At 43.6% G+C, this 14,301-nt stretch carries 13 protein-coding genes and 1 pseudogene; 8 read left to right on the top strand and 6 right to left on the bottom strand.

Going from position 1 to position 14,301, the window contains the following annotated elements; all coding sequences use genetic code 11:
* Position 1 precedes the first annotated feature (1 nt).
* A complete protein-coding gene (locus BJP37_RS26755; protein WP_070395150.1) occupies positions 2-607 on the bottom strand; it encodes a DUF2231 domain-containing protein in 606 nt (201 codons plus the stop codon).
* Positions 604-1,104 carry a DUF2231 domain-containing protein gene (locus tag BJP37_RS26750; protein WP_075903398.1) on the bottom strand — a complete coding sequence of 167 codons (501 nt, stop codon included), beginning with the start codon at positions 1,102-1,104 and terminating at the stop codon, positions 604-606. The genes BJP37_RS26755 and BJP37_RS26750 overlap by 4 nt, the downstream gene beginning before the upstream one ends.
* A gap of 1,350 nt (positions 1,105-2,454) precedes the next feature.
* On the opposite strand from BJP37_RS26750, the gene BJP37_RS26745 reads away from it, so the two are divergent.
* The 5 genes from BJP37_RS26745 to BJP37_RS37505 all read left to right on the top strand — a co-directional run bounded on the left by BJP37_RS26745 (position 2,455) and on the right by BJP37_RS37505 (position 6,089).
* On the top strand, positions 2,455-3,939 hold the full coding sequence (locus tag BJP37_RS26745) for an Ig-like domain-containing domain (protein WP_075903396.1): 1,485 nt from the start codon (positions 2,455-2,457) through the stop codon (positions 3,937-3,939).
* 10 nt (positions 3,940-3,949) lie between these two features.
* Entirely contained in the window at positions 3,950-4,132 is a 183-nt protein-coding gene (locus tag BJP37_RS37510; protein WP_143727812.1) for a hypothetical protein, read from the top strand.
* Positions 4,133-4,205: 73 nt separating this feature from the next.
* A complete protein-coding gene (locus BJP37_RS26740) occupies positions 4,206-4,583 on the top strand; it encodes a VOC family protein (RefSeq protein WP_075903394.1) in 378 nt (125 codons plus the stop codon).
* Between the two features lie 28 nt (positions 4,584-4,611).
* Positions 4,612-5,928: a recombinase family protein gene (locus BJP37_RS26735; protein WP_075903392.1), complete on the top strand. Its 1,317-nt coding sequence runs from the start codon at positions 4,612-4,614 to the stop codon at positions 5,926-5,928.
* A complete protein-coding gene (locus BJP37_RS37505) occupies positions 5,898-6,089 on the top strand; it encodes a hypothetical protein (RefSeq protein ID WP_143727811.1) in 192 nt (63 codons plus the stop codon). The genes BJP37_RS26735 and BJP37_RS37505 overlap by 31 nt, the downstream gene beginning before the upstream one ends.
* A 45-nt stretch (positions 6,090-6,134) precedes the next feature.
* Here the strand turns inward: BJP37_RS37505 and BJP37_RS26730 are convergent, their stop codons facing one another.
* Entirely contained in the window at positions 6,135-6,395 is a 261-nt protein-coding gene (locus BJP37_RS26730) for a MoaD/ThiS family protein (RefSeq protein WP_009149283.1), read from the bottom strand.
* A 347-nt stretch (positions 6,396-6,742) separates the two neighbouring features.
* On the opposite strand from BJP37_RS26730, the gene mutS reads away from it, so the two are divergent.
* Complete coding sequence (mutS, locus tag BJP37_RS26725; protein WP_075903390.1) at positions 6,743-9,712, top strand: DNA mismatch repair protein MutS; 2,970 nt, start codon at positions 6,743-6,745, stop codon at positions 9,710-9,712.
* Positions 9,713-10,223: 511 nt separating this feature from the next.
* On the opposite strand, the gene BJP37_RS41580 is transcribed toward mutS, so the two are convergent.
* Positions 10,224-10,418, bottom strand: a complete 195-nt coding sequence (locus BJP37_RS41580; RefSeq protein ID WP_198954365.1) for a hypothetical protein — start codon at positions 10,416-10,418, stop codon at positions 10,224-10,226.
* On the opposite strand from BJP37_RS41580, the pseudogene BJP37_RS26720 reads away from it, so the two are divergent.
* Both BJP37_RS26720 and BJP37_RS26715 read left to right on the top strand, forming a co-directional pair.
* Positions 10,367-11,390, top strand: a pseudogene (locus BJP37_RS26720) (IS4 family transposase). The gene BJP37_RS41580 and the pseudogene BJP37_RS26720 sit on opposite strands and share 52 nt — an antisense overlap.
* Positions 11,391-12,301: 911 nt before the next feature.
* Positions 12,302-13,417, top strand: coding sequence for a hypothetical protein (locus BJP37_RS26715; RefSeq protein WP_075903388.1), 1,116 nt, complete (start codon positions 12,302-12,304; stop codon positions 13,415-13,417).
* 60 nt (positions 13,418-13,477) lie between these two features.
* Here the strand turns inward: BJP37_RS26715 and BJP37_RS26710 are convergent, their stop codons facing one another.
* Complete coding sequence (locus BJP37_RS26710; protein WP_075903386.1) at positions 13,478-13,795, bottom strand: DUF4359 domain-containing protein; 318 nt, start codon at positions 13,793-13,795, stop codon at positions 13,478-13,480.
* Positions 13,796-13,866: 71 nt separating this feature from the next.
* Positions 13,867-14,019, bottom strand: coding sequence for a hypothetical protein (locus tag BJP37_RS40155; RefSeq protein ID WP_158069797.1), 153 nt, complete (start codon positions 14,017-14,019; stop codon positions 13,867-13,869).
* Between the last annotated feature and the right edge of the window lie 282 nt (positions 14,020-14,301).

Below are 14,301 nucleotides of genomic sequence, written 5' to 3'. Positions count from 1 at the left end.
TCTATTTCAACAGTAAGTTTGGATCTTCTCCCAGTCTCAACAGGCGATCAGCGCTAATGTGTAGGCCAAAATCTGCCGCCAGTTGCGCTCCCAGGGTACCGTGAACAAACATCAGTGCAAAAATCCCTAGTCCCGCTAACAAATAGGTCCATTGTACTTGTCTGGCCCTATCCTTATTCCAAACAAATCGCTGAAATCCGCGCCATACTGTCATTGCTACAATCAGCAGCAGCAGCAAGACTCCGCCAACTCCATGCCAAAGCATGGTTTCCATGGCTTGTAATCCCCAGGCACTTCTAACCTCTGTGGGTGGGTCTGCCAGCATGATTTCATAGAAACCGGCTGCAACGGTGAAGAAAGTAACCACTGCTGCTGCCAGCATGTTGTACCAGCCGACATCAAAAAAATTGGATCTTGTGGCAGGAATTGCCAGTATCTTAAAGACTGGCTTTTCCAGGGGAAACAAGACCCCAACAATATCAAAGCCGATGGCCACGATAAATAACCCAAGGGTTAGATGTACCAGATTGGGATGAATCGGAATCGGGTAAGGCAAGCCATTGGCTCCCAATTGGCTCCCTAGTTGGTCAATTAGGTTTGAACTCATTGCAACAAGCCCTCCCTAGTCCCTTCTACTACCGGAACAGTATGTAATCCATAGACCCAAACGAGTAAGTCACCCAGGTAGACCTGGACAAACACTAACCCTACTAACAACACCCCCACCCCCAAAAAAGGTATGGGTAACTCTTTGGGATTGCGAGAACGAATGATGTAGCGCCATGCTGTCACCCCTGCAATGATGCCAGATAGAGACCAACCAATCAGCGTATGCAGGTTCAATGTTCCCTCTGCTGCTGTGTAAGGCTCTGCTAATCCGGCTTCAATTTGCCCAAAAATAACAGCAATAAAGATAGAAATAGTCGCAAAAAATAAATTCCACCAACTTACCTCATACAGGCGATAATTACGGCTAAAGTAGCCGATAGCGTCACACAAAACAGCAAACAATACCATGGCAATCACAAAATGAACCACGATCGGATGAATGGTATCGGGATACGGCAAGTTGTGATCGTTGAGTGGGGGGAGATACTCTAGCATATTGTTCTCAATGAGGTTTCAATGAGGAATTGTTGGTAGTGGTAAACAAGTAGTGATTTTAACATCCGAAACCTTCACGCTTACCGTAGCAAAATCACTACATATTTACCACTAACTTACTAAGTTTGAATTATACTACTCAAATAATAGTAAAATAATATACTAACTAAAACGCTAGTATCAAATTATTAGGCATCTTTGACATTAGAGCCATAAAAACAATTATATTCAGGCTGATCAGCAATAAAATAACATAAAATTGTTGGGGCTTTATTCCTTTTAAAAAAAACACTGCGATTCTCCTATTTTTTAGTTTTTACCTAGATATAAATCCTCATTAACTGAGGATTTACTTAGACTTGAGCAGATATCTAGTTAGTGACTGCTAATTTTTAAGCAAACAACTAACTTTGTCAAATTGATTGACTCAAATGACAGGGTTTACAAAGCAAGCAGCTTGCTCCAGTTAGTAGATATAAACTATATATAGCAAGGATAGCGATACCTGACTTTAGATATATCACCTGGTTTTACTATAGCCAGCTAACCCTTAGTATTAGTAGATTTTTCAGGAAGTTTTAAGATTTATTACAAAGCCAAAAATGTTGACAATTTGTCTTATCTGACTTTGACGATTTGTATTGTTATAGCAAAGGTAAATTTGGATCAGGTAAAAGGGAACAGGGAGTAGGGAGTAGGAAACTTTGGAATAGGGAATAGGTAAAAAAATGTATCCATAATTACTATTATAACCGCTAGATAAAGTATTAACTGTATAAATTGAAGGGGATTGGCTTTGGAAACTATAGGCTAGAACTGTTGAGTAATTTTACTTATGGTTTTCCTTCGATATCGTGCCAAGGTGATTTCGACATAAGCAACGTTATCGAGGTGCGACCCGTGGCGAATTTAATTCGACGACTGTAAGCGCACCTCAGGAATCAGGAGCTTCGAGTGAGGAGCTTCAAGTCAGTATAAATTAACTTCTCAGTTAATTTGCAATTAATCAGAGTTTAATCATTTGATAAGATTAGTGATAGCACTTTTGTTTTTCTACTTTGACTAGAAAATGCTATAAGTCGAAAATTACCAATTTTTGAACTTATACCCGATTTTTTGGGTCAATCCGCCTGTTAGTGAGGATTGGACTGAGTAATACTGGGGTATTGGCGTGAGGCGATGACAGATTGGCTACAATGACAGATTGGCTATACTGATTATTTAGTCAGCACCTAGGCAAGAAATCTATGATACGGTTGGTAAATAAAATTGGGGGTAAAGCCCCCCATAGAAATCAATGACTGAGGTAGTAGAGTTCAACCGATTAAACTATCAGTAGCAGCTCAAACCGTGAAGATTCAAACTTTTCTTCAACCCATTGACCGTACTGCTGGGGTAGTCATAGTTATACTGAGTCTACTGATTGGTATATTACTGTGGACTGGCGATCGCACTGCCCCCAGGGTACGGGAATTTTCCTGGCAAGATAAACAAATCGGTGCGGAGGATAAAGCATTTATCCTAACCTTCAGCCGTCCTATGGATCAGACTAGTGTGGAAGCGAATCTGAACATTGTTCCACCAATCCCGGGCAAAATTAGCTGGGCTGGACGCAAAATGGCTTATACTCCGCTGCTCCCTTTACCCTATGGCACCGAGTATCAATTCCAGCTCACTGGGGCAGTAGAGCAATTCGCTAAGCCTGGCAATAAGACTGCCATCGAACCGTTTAAGGCATCCTTCCGTACCCGTGACCGAGCCTTTGCCTATGTGGGTGTTAAAGCAGAAGAACAGGGGCGATTAATTTTCTATAATCTCACTCGCCAACAAAAAACTATCTTAACGCCTCCAGATTTGCTGGTTATGGACTTTAAGTTCTATCCTGATGGCAGCCGAATTCTTTTCTCTGCTGTTAGAAGTCAGAATAAAGAACAGGACTTGCTCTCTGCAAAATTATATACTGTGACCACGGGCATATCTACTCGTGCCCCAGCTCAAGAGACCGTATCCTCAGACTCTGGTGGTAAAGTTGAGCTGGTTCTCGATAGCAAAGACTACCAGAATCTGAAGTTTGATTTGTCTGCTGATGGTAAAACGATTGTGGTACAGCGGGTCAGTCGCAGTAATCCTTCGGAATTTGGGCTGTGGACCATACAAACTGGTACTAAACCGAAACCATTAGACCATGAACCAGGAGGAGATTTTATAATTACTCCTGATAGCAACGCAATAGCCATGGCTCAAGGTCAGGGAGTGGGCATTTTACCCTTGACACCAAATGCTCAACCCCTAGACTTTTTACCGAAGTTTGGCATGGTTCTAAACTTTGCTAAGGATGGTTCAGCAGCAGTGATGGTGAAGTTTAATAGTGACTATACGCGATCGCTATTTTTAGTCAAAAACCAGGGCTCTGAGCAAGAGATACTGCGCACCACTGGTTCTGTCCATAGTTGTGAATTCTCGGCGCAAAACCAGATTCTCTATTGTCTGCTCAGCCAACTCATTGCTGGGGAAGAATTCAAAGAAGAACCTTTCCTAGCAGCGATTAGCCTTAAACCTAATGACAAGAATGAGTATACCTTAAAGCGCTTGGTACTTTTACCGGAGCAACAGGAAGTTCATATGAGTTTGTCCCCAGATGACTTAGGTATACTCTTTGATCAAATAGTCCCTGAACGGTCATCTGATGAAGGTTTGATCACTGATGAAGGACAAATAATTGCCAATGCTAGACTCTGGCTATTACCTTTAGTGGATGATACATCTTCAGATACTCCAGTGAAGCTGGAAGCGGAACCACTCCTAACTGGATTTAATGCTCGTTGGCTACCTTGAAGGTTAGCATATGCGCATACCGCACGCTTCGCGAACAGCCGTCAGCATTCAGCCGTCAGCCGTCAGCCGTGGGCTAAAGGCCCACGCTACGGGAACAGCTGATGTAACAAAGATTAAAAAAATGCTTACTTGTTGTCTTGATGCAGTCGCTCATGGGGGAAACCCCCAAGACCGCGCTGCATCGCTTATTTAAAAGCTGATAGCTGATAGCTGATAGCTGATAGCTGATAGCTATTAGCATAACCTGTAACTTTAATTAAAAGATTATGGAAATTAATCAGTGTCTTCATGTTGCTGTTTTAGTTTCTGATTTGGAAAAGGCAGAGGATTTTTACGGTAAGATTTTGGGATTATCTAAAGTTGAACGAGAGCTGAGATTTCCTGGTGCTTGGTACCAAGTTGGTCAATTCCAAATTCACTTGATGGTTAATCCTAATGCTAAAGTTGACCTAAAAAATCCTGAAAAATGGGGTCGTAATCCCCACATTGCCTTTAGTGTCGTAAATTTAGATGAAGCTAAGGAATCTCTACAAGCTCATGGTTACCCGATTAAATTGAGCTCATCTGGTCGTGCGGCATTGTTTACCCGAGATCCAGATGGTAATATTATTGAGATTAGTCAGATTAGTCAGATTAGCAGTTAGGGGTTTAAGGTAGGGCTCGGGAAAATAGATGAAAACCATTGCCTACCTGTACAGCAATCCCCTACTTGACCCGGTACCTGACCCAGCAGTTTGGGGTTTGGAGGTGGATCAGGTCTATCTAGATTTGGGAGGACGTCAGCAGTGGCAGCAGTTAGTTGCGGATTGCCAAGCTCAACCCCCTGATTACTTGCTAATTCGTCGTCTGGAAGAACTGGGAGAGTGTTTAGCTGAAATTAGCGATCGCATTACCCAAATTGAAACCCTCGGTATTTGTTTGATTGCCACAGAGCAATCTTACAATTCTGCTCAGCTAACGGATGCTACCAACTACACTACGATTCGCGCTAGTTTACTGAAGCTCTTACACGAAATCCAGCAGGAAGTCAACAGCCGCCGCCTTCGGCAAGGGCACGCTCGTAATCGCCTCAAAGCCTTACCCCCACCAGGAAAAGCCCCCTATGGCTATCGGCGGGGCAAAGACCGCTATCTAATTGACCGCAGTACTGCACCGGTGGTTAAGGATTTTTTTGAACAGTTTCTGCTTTATGGTTCCTTGCGGGGTGCAGTACGGTATTTAGAGCAAAAATATGGTAAACGGATTTCCGTGACTACCGGGCGTCGTTGGCTCACAAATCCGGTTTATCGGGGAGACCTTGGCTATCAAAAAAATGGTGAGGTTATTTCCGATACCCATAGCGCCATTTTGAATCGGGAAGAAGCGGCACAGATTGACCGACTGCTCAGGCGCAACCGACAATTACCTCCTCGTACCGCCAGTGCTCCCCGTTCTTTGGCCGGGTTGGTGGTTTGTCAGGAATGTCAGTCGGGGATGACCGTTGTTAGTGTTACTCAATATCGTAAAAACAAACAATATCTCTACCTACGTCCGATCAATTGTCCTAAGCATCCCAAATGCCGTGCTCTTAGTTATGAACAGGTCTTGGAGCAGACTATTCAACTGATCTGTCAGGAATTACCCCGTGCTGTTGCTGCTATGAATGCTCCCAGCTTGGATGGGGTCAAGGAATCCCTTAAGGGTAAAATTACTCAAAAAAAAGATAATTTAGAGCAGCTACCCCTGTTAACGTCTAGTGGTGTGCTTGATCAAGACACGGCTGATTTACGAGCATACAAACTACGGACAGAAATTTCCCAATTACAGCAGCAGCTAGCTGCTTTGCCGCCAGTGAATTTAAAAGCGATCGCTAAGACAGTATCCATTCCTCAATTCTGGATTGATTTATCAGAATCAGAGCGTCGGTTCTACTTTCGGGAGTTTATTCAAAAAATTATCATCCTGCGTCAGGTAAAAGAATGGCAGCTGCAACTTGTGTTTATTTTTTAAGTAAGCTATCAGCTATCAGCTATCAGCTATCAGCTATCAGCTATCAGCTATCAGCTAATGCGCTACGCGCACGCTACGCGAACAGCTATTTGCCACCGAAAAATTACTCCTACTTTAAGCAATGCCCTTTGGCGAGGCATCCTGTTCTGAGTTCTGACTAAAAACACAACCCTTGGAGGCAAAAGGCTTGCAGGCACAATAATCGATTAACCACCGCTAACAGGAGGAATCAGAACCACTTCATCCCCATCTTGCAAGGGGGTATCGGGGGGAACGAATTGGAGATTGATGCCAAAGCGCGTCACTTCACGCCATTGCTCCAGCTCTGGGTGTTCACTCAGTAAACGGTCTAGCACGGCTGATACTGATGTTTGAGGAGGAAATCCTAACTGGAGTTCTGGCAAGCCATAGGTTTCTTGATAGGCAGCAAAAAGCTTGACTGTAACAGTGATTGATGGTTCAGACATAGATAAAGTAGTTATCAAGCTCCCTAATTGCTGTTAATTTGCTTTTTTTTTGTGTTAAATGCTGTTTGATGTTTTTTCCCTGACGAGACTCAGATCCAAAAACTTGACCAATAAGATCAAAGAAAATCCAATAATATAGATGCACCCTGAGGATCAAAGCAGTATGTACCCTAATTCGGGAGTATTATAAAACCTAAGTGGCATTTTTGACTAGAGTATTCAACTAGCTAGTCTTAATAAAACTATGGCGATATAGTAATAGAAGCCCAGTGGAAATGAATCTAACAAACCGAGGGTAAGTTAGATTTACCGATTAGGATAGAATATTGGTATTTCTAGCTTAGTAAATGAGCAGATCCCCTCAAGCATCTACTCCCGAATCCAACGATAACCTTCCGAAAAGGGCAACTGAAGCAGCAAGGAAAGTTGCGCCTGAGAATACTGACCATCGGACAGTGGACCGCAGTAAGCTGACACCGATGATGCAGCATTTTGCTGAACTAAAAGACCAGTATTCCCATGCTGTGCTGCTCTACCGAGTTGGGGACTTCTATGAAACCTTCTTTCAGGATGCCAGGATAATTTCTGAAGCCCTGGAACTGGTCTTAACCAGCAAAGAAGCTGGTAAGGGAGTGGGACGGGTGCCAATGACGGGGGTTCCTCACCATGCTTTGGACCGCTACAGCACCATGCTCGTGGAAAAAGGCTATGCGATCGCAATTTGTGACCAAGTGGAAGATGCCTCAGTAGCAGCCAAAGAAGGACGTCAGGTGCGCCGGGAAGTCACCCGTGTCCTTACCCCCGGTACCTTGATGGAAGAGGAGATGCTCCATGCTCGTCGTAACAATTTCCTGGCAGCAGTAGTGATTGCTAAGAATCATTGGGGTTTAGCCTATGCAGATATTTCCACTGGGGAATTTCTGACTACTCAAGACCGAGAGTTAGACCTGCTGGTTCAGGAATTGATGCGCTTGCAGCCTTCTGAGGTATTAATTCCCACCAATGCTCCCGATTTGGGGAGTATGCTACGACCTGGTCAGACCTCTGAGAGTTTACCGGATTGTTTACCAAATTCATTTTGTTATGCACTCCGTCCCCAACGACACTTTACCTTGGCCGAAGCCCGACAGCGACTGTTGGAACAGTTCAAAGTGCGATCGCTAGAAGGGTTAGGGTGTGAACATCTGCCCCTTGGTGTCCGTGCTGCTGGTGGGTTGTTGGAATATCTCAAAGATACCCAAAAAGAAAATTATGTAGCGTTACAGATATTACGTACCTATACCATTGCTGATTATTTAATTCTTGACCACCAGACTCGCCGCAATCTGGAAATTACTGCTACTGTCCGAGATAACACCTTTAATGGTTCCCTGCTTTGGGCTTTAGATAGAACTAGTACAGCCATGGGAGGTAGAGCATTGCGGCGCTGGCTACTGCAACCATTACTAGAGATTAAGGGAATCCGGGCACGACATGATACGATCGCGGAATTGGTGGAAAATACTGGACTGCGCCAGGACTTACAGCAGCTGCTTCGGAAAATTTATGACTTGGAGCGGTTGACAGGTAAAGCAAGTTCTGGTAGAGCGAATGCCAGAAATTTAGTCGCCTTAGGGGATTCTCTGTTGAGGTTACCGGAATTAGCTGACCTAGCGGCTTATGGCTCTTCTCCCTATCTGAAAGTGATGCAGAATGTACCGCCACAATTGGAAGAGTTAGGGCACACAATCCAGGAGCATCTGGTAGAGTCACCACCGTTGCATCTGACTGAGGGGAAATTAATTCGGCCTCAGGTCAACCAGCAGTTGGATGAAATGCGTGCTCAAGCCGAGGAGGATCAACAGTGGATTGCCAATTTGGAAGTGACGGAGCGAGAAAAGACAGATATTCCCAAGCTGAAGGTAGGGTTTAATAAGACTTTTGGATATTACATTAGTGTCCCTCGTGCTAAAACAGCTCAGGTACCAGATAACTATATTCGGAAGCAGACGTTAGTTAATGAAGAGCGCTACATAACCCCAGAGCTGAAGGAACGGGAAGCACGAATTCTCACGGCGCGGGAGGATTTGAATCGTTTAGAGTATGAAATTTTTGTAGGTTTGCGCCATGAGGTAGCGCTGGAAGCTGACAGGATTCGGGGTGTGTCTCGGGCAGTAGCAGCGTTGGATGTGTTGTGTGGATTAGCAGAGGTCGCTGTTTATCAGGGATATTGTCGTCCCGATATGGATCAAAGCCGGGAAATTCGGATTATAGATGGACGGCATCCAGTGGTGGAGCAGTCCTTGCCCAGTGGCTTGTTTGTGCCGAATTCCGCGTCTTTAGGTCAAAACAAGTTGAAGGTTGACGGGGAGTTGAAGGTTGACGGGGAGTTGAAGGTTGAAGGGGAGTTGAACGTTGGAAGGTTGAAGGTTGAAGAGGAGTTGAAGGTTGACGGGGAGTTGAAGGTTGACGGTTCTTCCGAGTTTAAGGTTGAAAGTTCTAACGAGCAACCCGATAACGAACAACCTGCTAACCTTCAACCTTCTAACCTTCAACCCGATAACGAACAACCCGATAACGAACAACCTGCTAACCTTCAACCTGCTAACCTTCAACCTTCAACCGAAACGGATAATCCTGATTTGATTATTTTGACCGGACCGAATGCGAGTGGGAAAAGTTGTTATTTGCGTCAGGTAGGATTGATTCAGTTGATGGCACAGGTGGGAAGTTTTGTGCCAGCATCGGAAGCAAGTTTGGGGATATGCGATCGCATTTTTACCAGAGTCGGTGCAGTGGATGATTTAGCAACAGGCCAGTCTACGTTTATGGTGGAAATGAACGAGACAGCGAATATTCTCAATCATGCTACCGATAAGTCTTTAGTGTTGTTGGATGAGATTGGTCGAGGGACAGCAACCTTTGATGGTCTTTCCATCGCTTGGGCGGTGGGGGAGTATCTGGCTATGGAAATTAAGGCACGGACGATTTTTGCCACCCATTATCATGAGTTGAATGAGTTAGCGTCGATTTTGCCCAATGTCGCTAATTATCAAGTGACGGTAAAAGAGTTAGCCGATGAAATCATCTTTTTGCATCAGGTGCAGCCAGGAGGAGCTAACCGTTCTTATGGGATTGAGGCAGGACGTTTAGCGGGTTTACCAACCTCAGTGATTAATCGGGCGAAACAGGTGATGAAGCAAATTGAGAAGCACAGTAAAATTGCCCTGGGGTTGCGCAAGGGGATTGGCAAACAATTGTCAGCTAGGAATACAACTGGCCAAAAGTTGACAGACCGAGAGGTGACCATCGAGCAGTTGGATATTTTTGATGATTAAGCCACCATGATTGTGATTTGATTAACAGCGACACAATTAACACAGCTTATCAGTCAACGCGGATGGGATGGGACTTAGGAGCCGCTAAGCTAAGGCATTCCTGGCCACTGCCCTTACCCAAAAAATATCCGATTTCATAAATTTCTGAGCCAGCCCTGATTAGTAAATAGAGGTTAACGAATCAATTTGGGGAGTAGCTCAGTGACTATATATAGCGCTACGCGCAAGGCAACAGGCAATAGCGATGCAGCGCCTTCATGCGGGGGTTTCCCCCATGAGCGACTGCATCAAGACGGCAACAGGCAATAGCTTACTAAAAAAGCTTTTGAGCTTTTAGCAATGTCCTAACTTTAATGCGTAGTGCTATACTAAACTACCTGTAGCTCTTAATAGGTATCAACCTTGAGACACTAAAGGGTAGCGATTAAAGTTTAGGGTACAAACACTTTGTAAGTCTTGGGTTTTTGCTATCTAAATAAACTACAATTCCTAGATTGCATTTGTAGCTTGATTACATCGGGTTAGACGTTGTCCTCAGTACAGGACAAAAAAGTTGAAAAGAAGAACAGGATGGGGTTTCATCAGAATTGAGGATAGCCATCAGAAACCCCATGAACCAAGAAGCGCGAATTAAAGAAAGCTCTCCAACCCCATTTGGGATGGCACGGAGCAAGAGTTTCGTTTCTTGCTCTGTTCTTGTTAGCATTGCTGAAAGTGAAAACGGTCAACCGAGCGTGAACTAGCATTGGGTTTCGAGTATTGGTTCGACCTCAGTCAAATTACAAACGACTGCAACGATTTTTTCGTGGGTTTGACTTGGACTACAAGGCGATTGGGAAAATCGTGGTCAGTTGGATGCAAATCCCCGAGCCTTGGATATTGAGTAATGACCGTACCACTTGGGAGTTGGGCAAACATTGCTACAATATTCTGACCTTAGGGATAGTCCATCAAGGAGTGGCATTTCCGGTGCTGTGGTGGATTCTTGATCAGAAAGGGAACAGTAATAGTGACGAGAGGATGAGGTTCATTGAGGAATTTTGCCAAATCTTTCCTGATGCTAGGATTTCCTTTGTGTGTGGGGATCGCGAGTTCGTGGGACAAGCCTGGGTGCGATACCTGCTACTAGAACCATCAATGGCTTTCCGATTGAGGATTCGAGCTACAGATCGGATTGAACGCAATGGGGTATCCTTGGCTGCTCGAGTGGTTTTTGCTCATCTACAGAAGGGTCAATCTCAAAGACTCAAGGGATTCTGTCGAGTTTGGGGGTGCCCCGTTAGTGTGGAAGCTCTACGTCTTGATGATGGCAAGTTGCTCGTTGTCATCAGTCCTGATGCGAGTGAAGAGCTTGTAAAAGATTATGCTTCCCGTTGGGGCATTGAGACTCTTTTTGGCATTTTCAAGACTCGTGGCTTTTGTCTCGAATCTACTCAAATGACCGTGCCAGAACGAAAGCGAAAACTTTTTGCTCTTTTAACCTTAGCTTTGTGTTGGTCGATGCTCACCGGAAAGCGTACTTCATCAGTTTCAACCTATTCCCATTAAGAATCACGGACGTAGGGCCAAGAGTCTTTTCCGTCTAGGTTTTGACCATCTGCGTCATCTTATCCTTAATCCTCAATCCCTTCATCAGTTCGACTTTCGGCAATCTTTACATTTTTTGTCCTGTACTTAGGACGTTGTCATACCCTTAATGGTTAGTGCTATATTTTCCTGGTATTTATCAAACTATTTTTGCTTTGGAGTGCGGAATTTTATCTATAAGGTTTGTAGTTATTTTTATAATTTATTGGATGAGTAAGGAAACTTATTAAAGTTAAAGACGTCTATCAAGATGACCAAGGTAATTGGCATATTGACTATGGATTTGATCCTAGGTTCGGGCTAGGGCGTGTCTTCAAAGTTTTCCGCAAGATTATGATCCCCCCCAGCCCCCCGCGCGGAAGGGGGGAGCCATACTCAAAGTCCCCCTTTTTTAAGGGGGATAATGGGGGATCTCCGAGGCAAGAAAACAGGCTCTAGCCCTTAGGAGTTATTTAGGACAAATAATGTCCCATGTATCATTTGGATAACCATGATTTTTATTTATGATTTTAATTGGAGGTACAATAAGTGAATTAAACCAAAAAGAAGATAGCAGCACTCAACAGATAACTCCTCAAGCAAATTACTTACCATCGTCTTCGCTAACGATTAGATAGGTCAGGAAGATGGTAAACTACTTTCCTCACTAGTGCTGATCATTCAGGGCTATTTCATTCTGATTTCGTTAGTGATATGCCTTGCTAGTATTGCACTGGGAAAGATTTGAGCCATTGCCCGAAACTCTGGTATCAACTTCTATCATCAGCATAGATTTGATCCTATGACTCAGGTTCAGCCTCTTATTGGTTCTCACCTTAATACACTCAAGGACTTGTTTAGAATCAATAGCCCTACTCCCTAAACGGATCAATTCCTGATCCGAAGTGCTCGGAAAATTATCCAGATCCAAATTCATATCCAATTGATCCGATTAATTTAATTGCACAATCTAACAAGTCTTTGATGACAACTTAAATACTTTGATTCAAGTAATGTGTTCTTATGTTTAACTTCAAGCTATCCTGGAACAAAATAGTTCCTAAAATTACATCAACTAGCAAATTTGTTTTGCTCGCTGCTTTGAGCATTAGTGTGATTTTGATATTTTTTAGAGCACCCTCACTAGCACAGTTGCCGCCACTAAAACAATTGCCCATTGAAGAGGGTTCGGAAACACAACCTGTACCGGAAACAGGAATTGAAGAGGGTTCGGAAACACAACCTCCACTGCAAATCAGAATTAAAGAGGGTTTGGAAATACAACCTCCACCGGAAATCGGAATTGAAGAGGATTTGGAAACAGAACCTGCACCGGAAATCGGATGGGAGTTCTTAGGTAGCCGAGAACTCAATCAAGTAGAAATTAACGAAACTAAGTATAAAGGTGAGTGCCCAGGTTACAGCTGGTCCTCTCGGGAGGCTCGGTTTACTTCCAGTACTACTCCACCAGCTCGTAAAAGACGTGTAATTGTTAGAAATATTACCAGAGGAGTGGCTAGTGACCCATATCCTTACACTGACAGAGAGTACTATGAAGGCAGATCTTCAGAAGGGACAGAGATGAGTTTTGGAAAAAGACATCATAGTAAATATTTTCATGTTTTAGACGGCGAGAATACATTTGAGTACGAGATTAAAGAACGCGATCGTGTACTTGAGTCTGGAGTGTTCACTGCTGTAATTAAAAGAAATGTTGATGTCAGACAAAGAGATTCCTATCCTATTACGAAATCAGTTTGTATGAACTCAGAAGTTCCTATGTCTTTGTGTGCTGATATCAGGACTCTTACTGAGTACAAATGTGGGAGCGGCGTTATCCGAAGCTTTCTCAAGCCAAAGACCACTGAAGTTGGTACACTTATATCCAATCAGACTCTCTACTCGGTAAAGTATTGGATCAATGATAGGATACAAAACTTGTCATCAGGAAGCGATAGAATCTATACCAATAACTTTTTAAACCTAAAGTTTCAATCTTGCTCTGTAGTAACAAAGGATGGAAGCAATGCTAAAGAATGTACTATCAAAACCAGGAGTTTAGAACGAGGTAAAAGATATAAATTTACAGTTTCTGAATTAGACTATGAATCCGTTGATATAGAAGATTTTCCACGATAATTTTCAGCTAAATAAAACTAAATAAAACAGCTAATGTGCTACGGGCATTAGCTGATATAATTAAAACACCAAAAATTTCCCCCCTAGCCCAACAGTGTGGAATTTTTTACCCCAGAAGTTGGTGGTATAGATACTGAAAAGGAAATAGTTTTGGTGACGAGTGTAGCTTTCGATTACTGGCTTAACTGCATCAGGTGGTAAAGGTTTACCGACAAAACAAGCTGCTTTTACCCCAACAGGAAGGGATTTCTGCTGGCAGTAAGTATCGTGTAAGTGCCATGCCGCATGATCAAGATAAGCCTCTTTAGTTGGATTGGTCAGTGCCATAATGCTGGACACTAAAGCTAAGAAAACGGTGTTATTGATGCGCTGATACATAATTTCTTGTTATTAAATGTTGGTAATTACTTGCGTAGGGTGCGTAGGGTGCGTTAGGGGCGGACTTGCCCTTATTGTTCGCCTCGACCGCCAGCCTTGGGATAGTCCGCCCCGTAACGCACCGCCAGTGTTAGGTTGCTGTCCGGAAGATTGTAACGGGCAAAATGCCCGTTCCACCAAGATGCCCGAAACAGGCAAGATGCCCGTTCCACCCACCGGGTCAAACTCAGCCATAGGATGATTAGTCAACTGGATTTAATCTAAGCTCGACCTAGGGAAAGCCCAGTTAAATTCCTTGGTTAAATCTTTTTTCGTTAGGTTGTGGGTCTATTCCGGAAAATCAAACCTCTTGATTGCTATTGCTGCTAAATCGGCTATTTTAAAAATGATTAACTGGACTTGATATAATTCTCTTTTCGCCGATATTAATTTACCCGTTATCTAGCTTAAATATGTTCGCGTAGCGTGCGCGTAGCGCATAAGCTTACAATTCCAGTAAATAAAAT

The organism is Moorena bouillonii PNG, assembly GCF_001942495.1.
GTDB lineage: Bacteria > Cyanobacteriota > Cyanobacteriia > Cyanobacteriales > Coleofasciculaceae > Moorena > Moorena bouillonii.
This window is presented reverse-complemented; position numbering and strand designations above follow the sequence as displayed.